The sequence below is a fragment of the Brevundimonas sp. SH203 genome (genome assembly GCF_002157625.1).
Classification (GTDB): Bacteria; Pseudomonadota; Alphaproteobacteria; order Caulobacterales; family Caulobacteraceae; genus Brevundimonas.
The window spans coordinates 217,183-234,284 of record NZ_BDMM01000005.1; the positions used below are offsets into that span (position 1 = coordinate 217,183).

A 17,102-nucleotide genomic window follows, 5' to 3' on the forward strand; every position below is an offset into this window, starting at 1 on the left:
AGGATCAATAAACACGGTCGTTCGATTTGCGAATTCCGGCATGAAACACCGGGCGTATGGATCCTAGGCACAAGGCCTAGGATGACGAGCTTTATTCGGCGATGTCGCGCGTGCGTCCGCCGAGCGCGCTTGGCCCACTCTAACCGTCAGTCGCGCACGTGCGCCAGCCAGTCCTTGCTCTGCATCTCGTTGAAGCGCGACACGGTGCGTTCGAACTCGAAGGCGCCCACCCCTTCGGTATAGAGGGCCTCGGGCTTGGCCGCCGCCAGCACGATCAGCTTGGTCTTGGCCTCGTAAAGCGCGTCCACCAGCGTCACCAGACGCCGCGCCTCGTGGTGGTTGGCCGAGCTCAGGATCGGCACATCCTCCAGGAACAGGGTGTGGAACCGCTGGGCGATGGCCAGATAGTCCTGCGGCCCCAGCGGCCGGGCGCACAGTTCGGCGAAGGTCGCCCGCGCCATCGATCCGACCGTGCGCTCGACCACCACGTCGCGGCCCAGCACGGTCAGATGCGCGGGTTCTTCCGGCTCTCCGCCCTTCAGCTCGCGCCACAGGTCCTCGAACGCCACCCGGTCGTCGGGCGTGTGCCACACCTGGGCCGAGGTCATCCGGTCCAGCCGCCAGTCGCGCGCGCCCGCCGTCTCCACCACCGCGCAGCGGTCGCGGATGATGTCGATGAAGGGCAGGAAGAGCTGGCGGTTGATGCCGTTCTTGTACAGGTCTTCCGGCGCGCGGTTCGAGGTGATGGCCAGCACCACCCGATCCTCGAACAGGGCCTCGAACAGCCGCCCCAGGATCATGGCGTCGGCGATGTCCGTCACCTGCAACTCGTCGAAACACAGCAGCCGCGCTTCCGAGGCGATCAGCTTCGCGATCGGCGGAATGGGGTCGTCGCCCTTATGGGTTCCGAACACGGCCTTTCGTGTCTTCGCATCCCCCTCGCGCCACTGTTTCACCAGGTCGTGGATGCGGGCCATGAAGGCGTGGAAGTGGGCGCGGGTCTTTCGCGGCTCGGGCGTCGCCGAATAGAACAGGTCCATCAGCATCGACTTGCCGCGTCCCGGCGGGCCGTAGAGATAGACGCCCCGCACCTCTGGCGCGCGACCGAACAGTCCCTTTTTCGCCAGATCGGTCTCCAGCCGCTCCAAGGCGGCGATCACCTGCTGCTGGGCCGGATCGGGCGTCAGCACCCCCTCTTCCACGCGGATGTCGTAGGCGTTGCGGATACGGGAGGTCATGAGAGGATCGCTTAACGCCCCATTCGCCGAAAAGCGATTGCTTCGCGCCTGCGAAAGCCTAATTGCAGTCCCCGACCACCACACCAAAAGCGCTCAAGCCGCTCGGCCCCTCTGGCCAAGCGCCGGCGCGTCCGAAGGACCAAGCATCATGGGTTATCGCGTCGCCATCGTCGGAGCCACGGGCAATGTGGGCCGCGAAATGCTGAACATCCTGGAGGAGCTGGAATTCCCTGTCGATGAAATCCACGCCATCGCCTCGCGCAAGTCCAAGGGCGTCGAGGTCTCCTTCGGCGACAAGACCGTCAAATGCCAGGACATCGAACAGTTCGACTTCTCGAAGGTCAACATCGTCCTGATGTCCGCCGGCGGCGCCGTATCCAGGGAATGGTCCGAGAAGATCGGCAAGGCCGGCCCCATCGTCATCGACAACTCCTCGGCCTTCCGCAAGGACGCCGACGTGCCGCTTATCGTGCCCGAGGTGAACCCCGACGCCATCAAGGATGCGACCAAGAAGAATATCATCGCCAACCCCAACTGCTCGACCATCCAGCTGGTCACGGCGCTGAAGCCCCTGCATGACGCGGCGAAGATCAAGCGGGTTGTCGTCTCGACCTATCAGTCGGTGTCCGGCGCCGGCAAGGAAGGCATGGACGAGCTGTGGAACCAGACCAAGGCCATCTACGGCCTGGGCGACGCCACGCCCAAGAAGTTCCCCAAACAGATCGCCTTCAACGTCATCCCCTACATCGGTTCCTTCCTGGAGGACGGCTCGACCGACGAGGAGCAGAAGATGTCGGACGAGACGCACAAGATGCTGGACCCGAACATCCAGGTCACTGTCACCTGCGTCCGCGTGCCGGTCTTCGTCGGTCACTCCGAGGCCGTGAACGTCCAGTTCGACCGTCCCATCGAACCCGACGAGGCCCGCGCCATCCTGCGCGAGGCGCCGGGCGTCCTGGTCATCGATAAGCAGGAACACGACGGCTACATCACCCCCGTCGACGCGGCGAGCGAACACGCCGTCTATGTGTCGCGCATCCGCAAGGACCCGACCGTCGAGAACGGCCTGAACCTGTGGGTCGTGTCCGACAACCTGCGCAAGGGCGCCGCCCTGAACGCCGTCCAGATCGCCCAGCTGCTGGACGAAACCGGCGTCATCAAGTCTTCGTCCGGCTATCGTTCGATCACGGTCTGACTTTTCCTGTCGTCATCCTCCGGCAAGCCGCGCCTGCGCGGCGCTGACCGGGGGACCCAGCGGCGCGCGAGAGCGCGAACCTGTCGCGGGTACGCCGTTCGAACATCCTGCGCCGAAGAGATTTCGCCTTCGGCGCCGCTGGGTCCCCCGGTCTCGCTCCGCTCGCCGGAGGATGACGAAAGAAGACGACAACAAGGGATACGCGCCATGAGCGCCACAACCACCCCCGCCGATCCGCGCGCCGTCGGCACGGCCGTCGCCTGCTACACCCTGTGGGGCGTCCTGCCCCTGCTGTTCATGGCCATGGCGGCGCACGGTTTCGCCGCGCCCGAAATCCTGGCGCATCGGGCCGTCTGGTCCCTGTTCGTCGCCGTGCCCGTGGTGCTGCTGGCCGGTCAGTGGACCGAGGCCAGGCGCGTCCTGGCCTCGCCGCGCATCTTCGGCTGGCTGATCCTGTCGGCCCTGCTGATCGGCGCCAACTGGAGCCTCTATGTCTTCGCCACCACCCACCATGCGACGCTAGAGGCCAGCCTGGGCTATTACATCAACCCGCTGCTGAACATGGCGGCGGGGGCCGTGCTGTTCCGCGAGAAGATCGACCGCTGGAGCGCCGTCGCCATCGCGCTCGCCGCCGTCGGCGTGGTCATCCAGACCGTGGCGCTCGGCCATGTGCCGATCATCGGCCTGCTCCTGGCCCTGACCTTCTGTTCCTATGCGGTGATCAGAAAGCGCGTGCCCGCCTCGGCCCAGACGGGGCTGATGGTCGAATGTCTGGTGCTGCTGCCGATCGGCGCCGTCTTCCTGATCTGGCTGGCCGCGCAGGGACAGGCGGTCGGCTTCTCCTCACCCTCGGGTCTGGCCTGGGCCCTGTTCAACGGCCCGGCGACGGTCATTCCCCTGGCCCTGTTCGCCTGGTCCACGCGCCGCCTGCCCCTGTCGACGGTCGGCTTCCTGCAGTTCCTGGCCCCGACGCTTCAGTTCGCCTGCGGCCTGTGGGCGGGCGAGCATCTGACGCCGCTCAGGGGGCTGTCCTTCGTCTTCATCTGGGTCGGGGCCGCCGTCTTCGCCGTCGCCGCCTTCCGCCGCAGCCGTGCGGCCCGCCAGGCGATCCGCATCGCCGAGACGGTCTAGAGCGCCGCGTACAGCGCCTCCAGCAGGCGCCGGGGACGCCGGTCGCCGATCAGGTGCGGCGACTGGCGCGTCATCACATAGGCGGCCGACAGTCGGCGCGACGGATCGGCCATGGCCATCGACCCGCCCCAGCCATAGTGGCCGAAGGCCTCGTCCGGCCCGAACACCCCCAGACCGTCGTTCCGCATCAGGCCCGCCGCCCAGCTGATCGCATAGGGCAGCACCTTGTCCGGCCCGTGGATTCGTTCGCGCGTCAACTGCTCCAGCGTCCCCGCCGACAGCACCGACCGCCCGTCGAGCGCGCCGCCGCTGGCGACCACCCCCAGCATCCGCGCCAGCCCCAGCGCCGTGCCGTGCAGATTGGCCGAGGGAATCTCCATCCTGCGCCATTCGGCCGAGCCGCGTCCGCCCGGCGCCGACCCCCGGTCCAGGAAGGCCGCTTGTTTGATCGGATCGATGGTCCCAAGGCTGGGCGCCGCCGTCGGTTTCCTCATCTGCGCCACGCGCCCATGTTCGCCCTCAGGCAGGCCGATCCACAGGTCCAGATCGGCGAAATCCTCGCGCAGCGCCTGCCCCATGGTCCGCCCGGTCGCCCGGCGATAGACCTCATTGGCCAGATAGCCGACCGTGATCGGGTGATAGCCGGACGCCGTTCCCGGCGCCCACATCGGCGCCTGGGCCGCCAGCCGCTCCAGCACGGCGGGCACGTCGAACCAGATCGACGGCTCCACCGCCTCGGAAAATCCTGGCAGGCCCGACTGGTGGCTCATCAGCTGGGCCACCGTCACATCCTGTTTGCCTGCCGCGCCGAACGCGGGCCACAGCGAGGCGACCGTCTGATCATAGTCGATCTGTCCCGCCTCGACCGCCGTGGCCATCAGGATCGCCATCACCGCCTTGCCGGTCGAAAACACCGAGGTCAGGGTCGTATCGGTGAAGGGCGTCGTCTTCGCCGTGTCCGCATGACCGGCCCACAGATCGACGACCGCCTGACCCTCGATCACCACGCTGAACCGCGCCGCCTGTTCGTTCAGCCCCTCGGGCGCCTCGGTGAAGTTGGCGGCGAACGCCTCGCGCACGGGCTCGAAACCGGGCGCGCAGACGCCGTGAATATCGATCAGATCGGTCATGCGTCGGTCTTAGCCGCCCGCCGTCGATCTGTCAGCAGACCGCGCCTAATCCAGCAGTCCGCGCGTGGAGGTTTCGCCGGGCGTCAGGTTCAGGATCAACTCCAGCCGCGCCCCTTCCGCCGGCCCACTGGGGCGGTGCGCCGTCAAGGTCATGCCGTGCCCGCGATAGCGTTGCGCCGTCATCTCCGGCAGGGTGATGGGCCCGCCGTCCTTGCGCCACCCCTCGCTCTCCAGCCGCGCCAGCGCCGTCTGCGCCGCATCCGCATAGCCATAGACCAGCACCTGACAGGCGGGGTCGTGGAAGGTCACGAAGGCGGCCATGCCGTGCCCGTTGCTGGGCGGATCGGCGATCACGGCGGTGAAGCCCATCGTGCTGTAGGACGCCGCCTCTCGCATTTCCTTCAGCGGGATCATCTGCACCGGCGCCCCGCGACCATAGCCGGCGTCGAAGGCGGCCTGACGCAGCCCCTCCAGCGAATAGGGCTGGCCGCCCAGGAACCAGCCGCAGAACCTGTCGACCCCGTTCAGTATGGCGGCGACCGGCTCCACGTGCGCGGGCGGCGCGGGACGCGACGGGGCTTGGGTCGGGGCGGGCGCGCTCGCCGACGCCTGCGCCGCGGTCATCTGCGCCACGACCCGCTCCGCTTCGGCCCTGGCCCGCGCGATCCGCGCCTCGGACGCCGCGCTCGACGGGCACGAGGCGGGAATATTGATCACCTGACCCGCGCCGCCCAGACGCACCGGCGGCTGATAGATCGCCATGGCCGGGCGACAGCCGTTGGCGTCCAGATTGGGCTCGACCAGGGCCGCGCAACCGGACATCCCACCGACCAGCGCCGCGGCCGCAAACAGGGTCAGGATGCGCTTCATGATCGCCTGGACGAGAATTGAAAACGGCCCCGACGCGATCACGCCGGGGCCGTTTCCGTCAACTGAAATATGCGCGTTCGGCAATCAGCCCGCGACGACCTCGGTCGCCTGTTCGGCCAGGATGGTCAGACCCTCGCCGTTGACGTCGGCGAAGCCGCCGTGGACGTCGTACTGGATCTTGGCCCCGCCGTTATAGACCGTGACCAGACCTTCGCGCAGGGCGGTCATAAAGGGCGCATGGTCCGGCAGCACGCCGAAGTCGCCCTCGACGCCCGGCGCGTCCACCTGGTCCACGAGGCCCGAAAAGACCTCGCGTTCCGGCGAGACGAGGGAGAAGTTCAGCTTGCCGGCCATGATCAGGCTTCCGCCGCCATCTTCTCGGCCTTGGCGACGGCCTCTTCGATGGCGCCGACCATGTAGAAGGCGGCTTCCGGCAGGTGGTCGTATTCACCGGCGACGATGCCCTTGAACGAGCGGATCGTGTCGGCCAGCTCGACGAACTTGCCGGGCGAGTTGGTGAACTGTTCGGCCACGAAGAAGGGCTGCGACAGGAAGCGCTGGATCTTGCGGGCGCGCGACACGACCAGCTTGTCCTCTTCCGACAGCTCGTCCATGCCCAGGATGGCGATGATGTCCTTCAGGCCCTTGTACTGCTGCAGCACTTCCTGGACCGAACGGGCGACCTGATAGTGTTCCTCGCCGATGACCAGCGGGTCCATGATCCGCGAGGTCGAGTCCAGCGGATCGACGGCGGGGAAGATGGCCTGGGCGGCGATGTCACGCGACAGCATGGTCGTCGCGTCCAGGTGGGCGAAGGAGGCGGCGGGCGCCGGGTCGGTGGGGTCGTCGGCGGGGACGTAGATGGCCTGGACCGAGGTGATCGAGCCCTTCTTGGTCGAGGTGATGCGCTCTTGCAGGTTGCCCATCTCGGTGGCCAGCGTCGGCTGATAGCCCACGGCCGAAGGGATGCGGCCCAACAGCGCCGACACTTCCGAACCCGCTTGCGTGAAGCGGAAGATGTTGTCGACGAACAGCAGGACGTCCTTGCCTTCCTCGTCGCGGAAATACTCGGCCTGGGCCAGGCCGGTCAGGGCGACGCGGGCGCGGGCGCCGGGCGGTTCGTTCATCTGGCCATAGACCAGGGCGCACTTGGAGCCTTCGGTCGAGCCGTCGTTCTTGGTCGGGTCCACGTTCACGTTGGACTCGATCATCTCGTGATAAAGGTCGTTGCCTTCGCGGGTGCGCTCGCCCACGCCGGCCAGAACCGAATAACCGCCGTAAGCCTTGGCGATGTTGTTGATCAGTTCCTGCATGGTCACGGTCTTGCCCACGCCGGCGCCGCCGAACAGGCCGATCTTGCCGCCCTTGGTGTAGGGGCAGATCAGGTCGATCACCTTGATGCCCGTGACCAGGATTTCCGACGAGGTGGTCTGTTCCTCGAACGAGGGGGCCTCGCGGTGGATCGGGCGGTATTCGGTGGTGCGGATCGGGCCGGCTTCGTCGATCGGCTGGCCGACGACGTTCATGATGCGGCCCAGGACGCCCGGTCCGACCGGGGTCTGGATCGAAGTTCCGGTGTCGGTCACGGCCTGGCCGCGCGTCAGACCCTCGGTCGTATCCATCGAGATGGTGCGGACCATGTTCTCGCCGAGGTGCTGGGCGACTTCCAGAACCAGGGTGAAGGGCTCGCCCGTCTTCTGGTCGATGTTCTGGGTGTGCAGGGCGTTCAGGATCGCCGGCAGATGGCCGTCGAACTCGACGTCCACGACGGCGCCGATGACCTGGGCGATGCGGCCGCCGGCGGCGGCGTTGACGGGCGCGGCGGCGGCCTTCTTGGCGGCCGGCTTGCGGGCGGCGGTTTTTTTGGGGGCGACGGTGTCGGTCATGGCTGGGGTCCGTGTCGGAATGTCTGTGCGGTCGGGATCAGAGGGCTTCGGCGCCGGCGATGATCTCGATCAGCTCGGTGGTGATCTGGGCCTGGCGCTTGCGGTTGTATTGCAGCGTCAGGGCGTTGATGAGGTCGCCGGCGTTGCGCGTGGCGTTGTCCATCGCCGCCATCTGCGACCCGAAGAAGCCTGCCTGGTTCTCGTACAGCGCGGCCAGGATCTGGGTCGTCAGGTTGCGCGGCAGCAGGGTTTCCAGGATGTCCTCTTCCGAGGGCTCGTATTCATAGACCGCGCCGTTCAGGTCGATCGGCCTGGCGTCCCCCTCGACCACGGCCGGGATCAGCTGTTTGCCGGTCGGCACCTGCTGGATCACCGACTTGAACTGGCTGTAGAACAGGGTGACGACGTCGGCCTGGCCGTCCTCGAACGCCGTGGCGATCATTTCGGCGACCGGCTGGGCCGAGGGCAGACCGATGGTCTTGTGTTCCGACAGTTCGAAGGTGTGGACCACCTTGTCGCCGTACAGACGCGACAGCTGGTCCCGCGACTTCTTGCCGACGGCGATGATCTTCACGTCTTTGCCGTTGGCGACCAGGCTGTTGATCCGCTCGCGCGCGGCGCGGATGACGTTGGTCGAGAAACCGCCCGCCAGACCCTTGTCCGCCGTGGCCACCACGATCAGGTGGCGCTGGTCGCCGCCCGTTCCGGCCAGAAGGCGCGGCGCGTCGGCGCCGGACACGCCGGCGGCCAGGTTGGCGATGACCGAGGCCATCTTCTGCGCATAGGGCCGGGCGCTTTCGGCCTGATCCTGGGCGCGCTTCAGCTTGGCCGCGGCGACCATCTGCATGGCTTTCGTGATCTTCTGCGTGGCTTTCACGCTTCCGATCCGATTGCGCATTTCCTTGAGGCTGGCCATCCGGCGCTACTCTCTCAGCTTATCCGGCGGGTTCAGGCGAAGGTCTTCACGAAGGCGGCCAGGATGTCCTTCAGCTCGGCTTCCAGCTCGGGCGTCAGGTCCTTCTTGGCGCGGATGCCTTCCAGCAGGCCGGCGTGGTTGGCGTGGATGCGGGCCAGCAGCTCCTTTTCGAAGCGGCCGACGTCGCCCACGGCGATGCCGTCGATATAGCCGCGCGTGCCGGCGTAAACCGAGACGACCTGCTCTTCCATCGCCAGCGGCGAATACTGCGGCTGCTTCAGCAGTTCCGTCAGACGGGCGCCGCGGGCCAGCAGCTTCTGGGTCGAGGCGTCCAGGTCCGAGCCGAACTTGGCGAAGGCGGCCATCTCGCGATACTGGGCCAGCTCGCCCTTGATGGTGCCGGCGACCTTCTTCATCGCCTTGGTCTGGGCCGAGGAGCCGACGCGCGACACCGAGATGCCGACGTTCACGGCCGGACGGATGCCCTGATAGAACAGGTCCGATTCCAGGAAGATCTGGCCGTCGGTGATCGAGATCACGTTCGTCGGAATATAGGCCGAGACGTCGTTGGCCTGGGTTTCGATGATCGGCAGGGCGGTCATGGAGCCCGAACCATAGTCCTCGTTCAGCTTGGCCGAACGCTCCAGCAGGCGGCTGTGCAGATAGAAGACGTCGCCCGGATAGGCTTCACGGCCGGGCGGACGGCGCAGCAGCAGGGACATCTGGCGATAGGCCACAGCTTGCTTCGACAGGTCGTCATAGACGATCAGGGCGTGCATGCCGTTGTCGCGGAAGAACTCGCCCATGGCGGTGCCGGCGAACGGGGCCAGGAACTGCAGCGGGGCCGGCTCCGACGCCGTGGCGGCGACGACGATGGTGTATTCCAGCGCGCCCGACTCTTCGAGGGTCTTGACGATCTGGGCCACGGTCGAACGCTTCTGACCGACGGCGACGTAGATGCAGTAGAGCTTGGCGCTCTCGTTGTCGGTCTTGTTGACGTTCTTCTGGTTCAGGATGGTGTCGACGGCGACGGCGGTCTTGCCGACCTGACGGTCGCCGATGATCAGCTCGCGCTGGCCGCGGCCGACGGGGATCAGGGTGTCGATGGCCTTCAGGCCGGTCTGCATCGGCTCGTGAACCGACTTGCGCGGGATGATGCCCGGCGCCTTGACGTCGACGCGGCGGCGCTCGGTGAACTGGATCGGGCCCTTGCCGTCGATCGGCTCGCCCAGCGGGTTGACGACGCGGCCCAGCAGACCCTTGCCGACCGGCACGTCCACGATCTCGCCCAGGCGGCGCACGTCGTCGCCCTCGGCGATGGCGGCGTCGGCGCCGAAGATCACGGCGCCCACGTTGTCGCGTTCCAGGTTCAGAGCCATGCCCTTCACGCCGGCCTTGGTGAACTCGACCATTTCACCGGCCTGGACATTGTCCAGACCGTGGATGCGGGCGATGCCGTCGCCGACCGACAGCACGCTGCCGACGTCGGAAACGTCGGCTTCGACGCCGAAGTTGGCGATCTGCGACTTGAGGATGGCCGAGATTTCAGCGGCGCGGATGTCCATGGGATCTCTCTGTCTAGGTCTTCTTCGGGGCGAGCCGTTCGGACCCGCTGCAGTCTTTGGGGCTCAGAACGCTCAGGCGCGCTTGAGGGCGAATTTCATCTGGTCGAGCTTGGTCTTCAGCGAGGCGTCGAACAGTTTCGACCCCACCTTGACCTTCAGGCCGCCCAGGATCGACGGATCGACCCGCGTGGTCAGCTCCGGCGCCTTGCCCAGGCTGGCGTTCAGGGCGGTCTTGATCGCGGCCAGCTGTCTGGCGTCCAGCGGCTGGGCCGACACCACCTCGGCGGCGACGATCCCGGCGTGTTTGGCGTACAGGCGTTCGAAACCGGCGATCACGGCGCCCAGGTCCCTGGCGCGGCCGTTCTGGGCCAGCAGACCCAGGAAGTTGACGGTGTTCTTCTCGAACCTGGCCTGGGTGGCGACGGCGACCAGGCCCTTGACCTGATCGTCGGTGGAAATAATCGGCGAGGTCGCCAGGCGGCGCAGGTCGGCGCTCTCGATCCAGACGGTCTTCAGCGAGACGACGTCGGCGCGAACGGCGTCCAGACGGCCGGTTTCCAGCGCCAGGTCAAACAGCGCCTGTGCATAGCGATCACCGACTTCCGTCGTTCTGAAATCATCAGCCACTGATTAGGGTCCGAGGTCGTTGTGTCAGGGTCGCGACCGACTGCGAAAGCTCACAACGGTCAAAAGCTTGAAATGCTTAGGGAAAGCACGACAGAGGCCGCATCCGTGAACACGCCCCCCTCAAGCCGGGCGCCTGATAGCACGGGGTTTCGTCAGTCGCAACATTCCGTGAAGGCGCACCGATGCCGCAGGGCGCGCTCCCGAACGCCAGACCGTCTCCTCTCCACGTGTGGGGAGGGCGACCGCGAAGCGGTGGAGGGCTCTTGACGCCCCACTGGCGCCACCCTTCCTTTCGTCATTCTCCGGCAAGCCGCCCTTCGCGGCGCAGACCGGGGAACCCAGCGGCGCCGAAGGCGATGTCTCCGCCGCACGGTCGCCAGCCACTCCGCGACAGGTTCGCGCGACCGCGCGCCGCTGGGTTCCCCGGTCTCGCTACGCTCGCCGGAGAATGACGAAAGGAAGGTCGTCGGTCGGCCCCAGCCCTCACGATGCGCCTGGTGCATTTCCAACGAATCCAGCCGCTTGGCGAATTATCTCCCTCATCTCCCATCCCCTCGTCCAAACGCGCGTATTTTAGCCCCGTCTCGTCGCATGGAGGGCTCGCCTGGCCTGCGACCTTGCGGCGGCGGGAGCGGAGGGAACGGGAGCGGGTCTGCAACGGCCCGCGCCGGCGACGACTCATGGAGCGCCGTCGGAGGGTCGAGGGGGATACTCGGCCGCACTCGGGACGGTCCTCGCAGGGACCACCGACCCGTCGCAGGCTTATGGGGTTAGGCGATAAGACCGCCACCGCTCGACGCCCCGAGCTTGCAGGCCAACCTTCCGCGCGGAGCGTCAACACCTTCGTCGAAACGGTACTTACAAACTCACACTCCGGGCGAAGGCCCGGCGCTCCGCCCGCCCTCCAACTTCGCTGCGAAAGCGCGAAGACGATCACGCACGTCCGCCGCCCGTCGTCGGCCCGAAGGGGGTGCGACCATGACGCCGCACCCGGCCGCTTGATCGGAACCGGCGGCGGCCCTAGCGATTTCCGCTCAAGCTTTTCGCTCCTTCAGGACCCCCGATGCTCGACAGCATACTCCCCCTTCTCTCCGATCCGGCCGCCTGGGCCGCATTGGTGACACTCATCGTCATGGAGGTGGTGCTGGGGATCGACAACCTGATCTTCATCTCCATCCTGTCGAACAAACTGCCCGAGCATCAGCGGTCCAAGGTGCGGCGCATCGGCATCGGCCTGGCCCTGGTCATGCGGCTGGCCCTGCTGTCGATCATCGCCTGGCTGGTCGGCCTGGTTCAGCCGGTCTTCACCGTCATGGGCAACGCCTTCTCGTGGAAGGATCTGATCCTGATCGCGGGCGGCCTGTTCCTGGTCTGGAAGGCCACCAAGGAAATCCACCACACGGTGGACCCCACGCCGACGCCCGACGTCCTCGACAAGAAGGAGGTCATGATCAACAACGCCGGCGCCGCCATCTTCCAGATCATCCTTCTGGACATCGTCTTCTCGATCGATTCGATCCTGACGGCCGTGGGCATGACCGAGCATCTGCCGATCATGGTCGTCGCCGTCCTGGTCGCCGTGACCGTGATGCTGCTGGCCGCCGACCCCCTGGCCAACTTCATCAACAAGAACCCCAGCGTGGTGATGCTGGCGCTCGGCTTCCTCCTGATGATCGGCATGGTCTTGATCGCCGACGGCTTCGGCTATCATGTGCCCAAGGGTTACATCTATGCGGCCATGGCCTTCTCGGCCGGGGTGGAGGCGTTGAACATGCTGGGTCGTCGGTCCGCGTCCAAGAAGGAAAAGGCCGAACTGGCCCGCAGCGAGGCGAACGCCGCCGAGGCCCGCGCCCAAAAGGCCGAGGCCGAAGCCGCCGCCGAGCGAGGCTGAGCCTCATGATCCACCCGTCGTCCCGCATCGCCGGCCTTTCCGCGGGCCTGCTGCTGGCGGCGGGCGGTCTGTTCGGCCCGGCCGCCGCCGAGGTTCCGGTCCAGCCCTATGAGGTCGTGCGCGCCTATCCGCACGACCGCACGGCCTTCACCGAGGGCCTCTTCTTCCACGACGGCGCCCTCTACGAAAGCACCGGCCTCTATCCGTCCTTCATCCGCAAGGTGGACCTGGAGACCGGCGCGGTTCAGCGCCAGCGCGACCTGCCGACCATCTATTTCGGCGAGGGCATGACCACGCTGAACGGCAAGCTCTACAGCCTGACCTGGCGCAACCACATCGGCTTCATCTGGAAGCTGGACGACTTCTCGCCGCTGGGCGGCTTCTCCTATCCGGGCGAGGGCTGGGCCCTGACCACCGACGGCCGGCGCCTGATCATGAGCGACGGCACCGACCAGCTGCGCTTCCTCGACCCCGAGACCTTGGCCGAGACCGGCCGCGTCTCCGTCACCGCCGACGGCCGCCCGCTGGAGCAGATCAACGAGCTGGAATGGATCGACGGCGAGGTCTTCGCCAACATCTGGCAGGAAAGCCGCATCGCCCGCATCGACCCCGAGACCGGCGTGGTCACGGCCTTCATCGACCTCGCCCCCCTGGTCCCCCGGGACGCCGGCCTCGACCCCAACGACGACGTCGCCAACGGCATCGCCTGGGACGCCGCCGGCAAACGCCTGTTCGTCACCGGCAAACGCTGGCCACAGCTGTTCGAGATCAGGCTGAAATAGTCTGCCAAGGGCCCGTCATTCCGGGGCGTCCGCAGGACGAACCCGGAATGACGACAGGACGGTGGATTTTCGCTCAACCCCTCAGGTCGAACCGATCCAGCTCCATCACCTTGGTCCAGGCCGCCACGAAGTCCGCGACGAACTTTCCTTGCGCGTCCGACCCGGCATAGACCTCGGCCAGCGCCCGCAGCACGGCGTTGGAGCCGAACACCAGATCGACCCGCGTGCCGGTCCACTTCGCTTCGCCCGTGCGCCGGTCGCGGCCCTCGAACACATCCTTGGCGTCCGAGGTCGCGGTCCACGCCACGTCCATGTCCAGCAGATTGACGAAGACGTCGTTGGACAGCACGCCCGGCCGCTCGGTCAGTACGCCGTGCGTCGCGCCGCCCGCATTGATGTTGATGGCGCGCAAGCCCCCGATCAGCACCGTCATCTCCGGCGCCGTCAGGGTCAGGCGCTGGGCCTGATCGATCAGCAGCGCCTCGGCCGGCACGCTGTAGCGCGCCTTCTGGAAGTTGCGGAACCCGTCGGCGACCGGCTCCAGATAGCCGAAGGATTCCACATCCGTCTGCGCCTGGTTGGCGTCCGTCCGGCCGGGGTTGAACGGCACGTCGACCGCATGTCCGCCGGCCTTGGCCGCCTGTTCGACGCCCAGGTTTCCGGCCAGAACGATCAGGTCGGCCAGAGATACGGCCTTGCCGCCCGTCTGATCCTGATTGAAGGCGAACCGCACCCGTTCCAGCGTCTTCAGCACCCGGTCCAGCAGCTCCGGCTGGTTGACGGCCCAGTCCTTCTGCGGGGCCAGACGGATGCGGGCGCCGTTCGCCCCGCCGCGCTTGTCCCCGCCCCGGAAGGTCGAGGCCGAGGCCCAGGCGGTGGCGACCAGTTCGGCCGGGCTCAGGTCCGTCGCGGCGATCCGCGCCTTCAGATCGGCCGCGTCCGCCGCATCGATCAGCGGATGATCCACGGCCGGAACCGGGTCCTGCCAGATCAGCACCTCGCGCGGGATTTCCGGCCCCAGATAGCGCGAGCGCGGTCCCAGGTCGCGGTGCGTCAGCTTGAACCAGGCCCGCGCGAAGGCCTCGGCGAAGGCCTGCGGATTGTTCAGGAAACGGCGCGAGATCTTCTCGTATTCCGGGTCGAACCGCAGCGACAGATCGGTCGTCAGCATGGTCGGCCGCTTCTTCTTGGACGGATCGTGGGCGTCGGGAATGATCTCTCCCGCATCCTTGGCCACCCACTGGTGCGCGCCGGCCGGAGATTTCTCCAGTTCCCATTCGAAGCCGAACAGGTTTTCGAAGAAGAAGTTGCTCCACTGGGCAGGGGTCTGGGTCCAGGTGACTTCCAGCCCGCTGGTGATGGCGTCACCCGCCTTGCCCGAACCGAAGCTGGACGCCCAGCCCAGGCCTTGCGCCTCCAGACCATCGGCCTCCGGCTCGGGGCCGACGTGATCGGCCGATCCGGCGCCGTGGGTCTTGCCGAAGGTATGGCCGCCCGCGATCAGGGCCACCGTCTCCTCGTCGTTCATGGCCATCCGCTTGAAGGTGTCGCGGATGTCGCGCGCGGCGGCGATCGGGTCGGGATTGCCGTCCGGCCCTTCGGGGTTGACGTAGATCAGCCCCATCTGCACCGCCGCCAGCGGGTTCTCCAGATCGCGCGAATGCTTTTGCCCGTCCGCCTTGTCGTCGGCGACCAGCACCGCCTCGTCGGCCGGCTTGTCCACCCCGTGCGAGCCGTGGGCGTAGCGCAGGTCGCCGCCCAGCCAGGTGCTTTCGCGTCCCCAATAGACGTCCTGATCCGGTTCCCACACATCCTCGCGTCCGCCGACGAAGCCGAAGGTGCGGAAGCCCATCGTCTCCAGCGCCACGTTGCCGGTCAGGATCAGCAGGTCGGCCCAGGAGATGGCCTGGCCGTATTTCTGCTTGATCGGCCACAGCAGGCGGCGCGACTTGTCGATGTTGACGTTGTCGGGCCAGGAGTTCAGCGGCGCGAACCGTTGCTGGCCCCGGCCGCCGCCGCCCCGCCCGTCGCCGACGCGATAGGTGCCGGCGCTGTGCCAGGCCATGCGGACGAACTGCGGCCCGTAGTGACCGAAGTCAGCCGGCCACCAGTCCTGGGAATCGGTCATCAAAGCCCGCAGGTCCGCCTTCAGCGCCTCGTAATCCAGCGTCTTGAACGCCTCGGCATAGCTGAAGCCCTGACCCAGCGGGTCGGAACGGTTCGAATGCTGGTTCAACAGGTCGGTGCGAAGCTGGCCCGGCCACCAGTCGCGGTTCTGCGTCCCGCCGCCCGCGACCGGCTCGCTCTTGCGGCCGGAGAAGGGGCATTTGGCTTCGGTGGTCATGGTCGTCTCTCCCGGATGGGCGGGCGGCGCGGCGTCGCGCGGCCTTGCCCCTGATGGTCACAGGGACATTTGCCGCCAAGCCAGGCAATAGATCAAATCGATTGTCTTTGATTTCATCATAGATCGAACCTATGTAACACCCATGCTCCCCACCCTGAGACAGCTTCAGTATCTCAAGCTCCTGGCCGAACACGGCAGTTTCTCCCGCGCCGCCGAGGCCGCCCACGTCAGCCAGCCCGCCCTCAGCGCCGGGGTGCAGGAGCTGGAGCGCATCCTGGGCGCGCCTGTCGTCGAACGCACGCGCGGCGCCGTCATCATGACGGCCGTGGGCGTCGAGGCGGTGCGCCGGGCCGAGGACGTTCTGGCCCGCACCGAGGATTTGGTCGAGGCGGCCAAGAACGCCGGCCGCCTGCTGTCCGGCCGGTTCCGGCTGGGCGTCATCCCGACCGTCGCCCCCTTCCTGCTGCCCGCCAAGCTGCCGTCGGTGAAGGCCGCCTATCCCAGTTTGAAGCTGTTCATCCGCGAGGACCTGACGCCCCGACTGATCGCGGCGCTGAAGGCCGGTCAGATCGACGCCGCCGTCATCGCCCTGCCCTATGAGGCGCACGGCATCGAACACGCCCGCATCGGCGACGACGAGATCATGGCCGCCGCCCCCCACGACCACGCCCTGGCCGCGCCCGGCCCCATCCGCCCCGGCGCGCTGAAGGCGCAGGATCTGATCCTGCTGGAGGACGGCCATTGCCTGCGCGACCATGCGCTGGCGGCGCTGGACATCGAGGCGCCGCGCGGCGACGACGTCTTCGCCGCCACCAGCCTGCATACGCTGGTCCAGATGGTCGGCTCGGGCCTCGGCGTCAGCTTCCTGCCCCGGATGGCGGTCCAGGCGGGCCTTGCCGACAATCCCTCCGTCGCCATCCGCGCCTTCGAAAACCAGGCCGACGGCGCCCCGCCCCATCGCGAAATCGTCGTCGCCTGGCGCTCCGGCTCCAGCCGCGCCGCCGAAGCCCGGCTGCTGGCCGAGGCGCTGAAGCTGGACTGAGGCGCGTCAGTCGAACAGGCGCTGATCCCACCAGACGGGGGTCTCAAGCCCCGGCTTGATGCGGCCGAAATCGGCATGGACGGCGTTGAACACGAAGTTCCGCTCCATCCGCGCCACGACCGAAGGCACGATCAACAGCGCCGACCGCCCTTGGGCGAACCAGTCCCGTCCGAACGCGCGCGCCGCCGCCCCGCCAGGCTCGGCCCAGCCGGGAACATGGTCCGGGTTGACGACCTCATAGGACAGACCGGCGGGAATGTGGACTTCGACATAGTGCTGACCGTTCGGCAGTTCGCCGCCGAAATGCACCAGCTTTTCCAGCATGGCGGTCGAATAATGTTCGGCGGCGTAGATCACGCGCTGGCCCGCCTCATGCCATCGCCCCGACGCCAGACGCGCGCCGCCGTCGCTCCAGATCGGATATTCGCCGCGAGGATCGCCGATGCGGAACGCCTTCAGCGCATCGTCCAGAACCCGGACCATGC

The 17,102-nt window shown here is 67.1% G+C and carries 15 protein-coding genes; 5 read left to right on the plus strand and 10 right to left on the minus strand.

Translation table 11 applies throughout. The features are described from left to right. Positions 1-146 precede the first annotated feature (146 nt). Positions 147-1,238, minus strand: a complete 1,092-nt coding sequence (zapE, locus tag SH203_RS12245) for a cell division protein ZapE (protein ID WP_087121217.1) — start codon at positions 1,236-1,238, stop codon at positions 147-149. A 148-nt stretch (positions 1,239-1,386) separates the two neighbouring features. Between zapE and SH203_RS12250 the strand changes: the two genes are divergently transcribed. Together SH203_RS12250 and rarD are read left to right on the plus strand one after the other, a co-directional pair. Then, the gene (locus SH203_RS12250) at positions 1,387-2,433 is read left to right on the plus strand and encodes an aspartate-semialdehyde dehydrogenase (RefSeq protein ID WP_087121218.1); all 1,047 of its coding nucleotides are present in this window, start codon (positions 1,387-1,389) and stop codon (positions 2,431-2,433) included. Between the two features lie 207 nt (positions 2,434-2,640). Continuing rightward, positions 2,641-3,564, plus strand: coding sequence for an EamA family transporter RarD (gene rarD, locus SH203_RS12255; RefSeq protein WP_087121219.1), 924 nt, complete (start codon positions 2,641-2,643; stop codon positions 3,562-3,564). On the opposite strand, the gene SH203_RS12260 is transcribed toward rarD, so the two are convergent. From SH203_RS12260 to SH203_RS12290, 7 genes are all read right to left on the minus strand, one after another. Further along, positions 3,561-4,694: a serine hydrolase domain-containing protein gene (locus SH203_RS12260; RefSeq protein ID WP_087121220.1), complete on the minus strand. Its 1,134-nt coding sequence runs from the start codon at positions 4,692-4,694 to the stop codon at positions 3,561-3,563. The two genes, rarD and SH203_RS12260, sit on opposite strands and share 4 nt — an antisense overlap. A gap of 45 nt (positions 4,695-4,739) precedes the next feature. Continuing rightward, positions 4,740-5,564, minus strand: a complete 825-nt coding sequence (locus tag SH203_RS12265; RefSeq protein WP_143275727.1) for a hypothetical protein — start codon at positions 5,562-5,564, stop codon at positions 4,740-4,742. A gap of 84 nt (positions 5,565-5,648) precedes the next feature. Beyond that, complete coding sequence (locus SH203_RS12270; RefSeq protein WP_087121222.1) at positions 5,649-5,918, minus strand: ATP synthase F1 subunit epsilon; 270 nt, start codon at positions 5,916-5,918, stop codon at positions 5,649-5,651. A 2-nt stretch (positions 5,919-5,920) separates the two neighbouring features. Further along, positions 5,921-7,450 (minus strand): F0F1 ATP synthase subunit beta, encoded by a 1,530-nt coding sequence (atpD, locus tag SH203_RS12275; RefSeq protein ID WP_087121223.1) that lies wholly within the window; start codon positions 7,448-7,450, stop codon positions 5,921-5,923. A gap of 37 nt (positions 7,451-7,487) precedes the next feature. Next, complete coding sequence (locus SH203_RS12280; protein ID WP_087121224.1) at positions 7,488-8,366, minus strand: F0F1 ATP synthase subunit gamma; 879 nt, start codon at positions 8,364-8,366, stop codon at positions 7,488-7,490. 32 nt (positions 8,367-8,398) lie between these two features. Next, on the minus strand, positions 8,399-9,931 hold the full coding sequence (gene atpA, locus SH203_RS12285; RefSeq protein WP_087121225.1) for a F0F1 ATP synthase subunit alpha: 1,533 nt from the start codon (positions 9,929-9,931) through the stop codon (positions 8,399-8,401). A 72-nt stretch (positions 9,932-10,003) separates the two neighbouring features. Next, positions 10,004-10,558, minus strand: a complete 555-nt coding sequence (locus SH203_RS12290; RefSeq protein ID WP_087121226.1) for a F0F1 ATP synthase subunit delta — start codon at positions 10,556-10,558, stop codon at positions 10,004-10,006. A 1,063-nt stretch (positions 10,559-11,621) separates the two neighbouring features. Here SH203_RS12290 and SH203_RS12295 point away from each other — a divergent pair. Both SH203_RS12295 and SH203_RS12300 read left to right on the plus strand, forming a co-directional pair. Next, entirely contained in the window at positions 11,622-12,449 is an 828-nt protein-coding gene (locus tag SH203_RS12295; RefSeq protein WP_087121227.1) for a TerC family protein, read from the plus strand. A gap of 5 nt (positions 12,450-12,454) precedes the next feature. Then, positions 12,455-13,231 carry a glutaminyl-peptide cyclotransferase gene (locus tag SH203_RS12300; protein WP_087121228.1) on the plus strand — a complete coding sequence of 259 codons (777 nt, stop codon included), beginning with the start codon at positions 12,455-12,457 and terminating at the stop codon, positions 13,229-13,231. A gap of 73 nt (positions 13,232-13,304) precedes the next feature. On the opposite strand, the gene katG is transcribed toward SH203_RS12300, so the two are convergent. Next, positions 13,305-15,575 carry a catalase/peroxidase HPI gene (gene katG / locus SH203_RS12305; RefSeq protein WP_087121229.1) on the minus strand — a complete coding sequence of 757 codons (2,271 nt, stop codon included), beginning with the start codon at positions 15,573-15,575 and terminating at the stop codon, positions 13,305-13,307. 142 nt (positions 15,576-15,717) lie between these two features. Here katG and SH203_RS12310 point away from each other — a divergent pair, with 142 nt between their 5' ends. After that, positions 15,718-16,617 carry a hydrogen peroxide-inducible genes activator gene (locus SH203_RS12310; protein ID WP_087121230.1) on the plus strand — a complete coding sequence of 300 codons (900 nt, stop codon included), beginning with the start codon at positions 15,718-15,720 and terminating at the stop codon, positions 16,615-16,617. A gap of 6 nt (positions 16,618-16,623) precedes the next feature. Here the strand turns inward: SH203_RS12310 and SH203_RS12315 are convergent, their stop codons facing one another. Then, on the minus strand, positions 16,624-17,100 hold the full coding sequence (locus SH203_RS12315; RefSeq protein ID WP_087121231.1) for an RES family NAD+ phosphorylase: 477 nt from the start codon (positions 17,098-17,100) through the stop codon (positions 16,624-16,626). Between the last annotated feature and the right edge of the window lie 2 nt (positions 17,101-17,102).

Coding starts and splice junctions, on each gene's coding strand:
- zapE (WP_087121217.1), bottom strand. CDS start 1,238: ATGACCTCCCGTATCCGCAACGCCTACGACATCCGCGTGGAAGAGGGG.
- SH203_RS12250 (WP_087121218.1), top strand. CDS start 1,387: ATGGGTTATCGCGTCGCCATCGTCGGAGCCACGGGCAATGTGGGCCGC.
- rarD (WP_087121219.1), top strand. CDS start 2,641: ATGAGCGCCACAACCACCCCCGCCGATCCGCGCGCCGTCGGCACGGCC.
- SH203_RS12260 (WP_087121220.1), bottom strand. CDS start 4,694: ATGACCGATCTGATCGATATTCACGGCGTCTGCGCGCCCGGTTTCGAG.
- SH203_RS12265 (WP_143275727.1), bottom strand. CDS start 5,564: ATGAAGCGCATCCTGACCCTGTTTGCGGCCGCGGCGCTGGTCGGTGGG.
- SH203_RS12270 (WP_087121222.1), bottom strand. CDS start 5,918: ATGGCCGGCAAGCTGAACTTCTCCCTCGTCTCGCCGGAACGCGAGGTC.
- atpD (WP_087121223.1), bottom strand. CDS start 7,450: ATGACCGACACCGTCGCCCCCAAAAAAACCGCCGCCCGCAAGCCGGCC.
- SH203_RS12280 (WP_087121224.1), bottom strand. CDS start 8,366: ATGGCCAGCCTCAAGGAAATGCGCAATCGGATCGGAAGCGTGAAAGCC.
- atpA (WP_087121225.1), bottom strand. CDS start 9,931: ATGGACATCCGCGCCGCTGAAATCTCGGCCATCCTCAAGTCGCAGATC.
- SH203_RS12295 (WP_087121227.1), top strand. CDS start 11,622: ATGCTCGACAGCATACTCCCCCTTCTCTCCGATCCGGCCGCCTGGGCC.
- SH203_RS12300 (WP_087121228.1), top strand. CDS start 12,455: ATGATCCACCCGTCGTCCCGCATCGCCGGCCTTTCCGCGGGCCTGCTG.
- katG (WP_087121229.1), bottom strand. CDS start 15,575: ATGACCACCGAAGCCAAATGCCCCTTCTCCGGCCGCAAGAGCGAGCCG.
- SH203_RS12310 (WP_087121230.1), top strand. CDS start 15,718: ATGCTCCCCACCCTGAGACAGCTTCAGTATCTCAAGCTCCTGGCCGAA.
- SH203_RS12315 (WP_087121231.1), bottom strand. CDS start 17,100: ATGGTCCGGGTTCTGGACGATGCGCTGAAGGCGTTCCGCATCGGCGAT.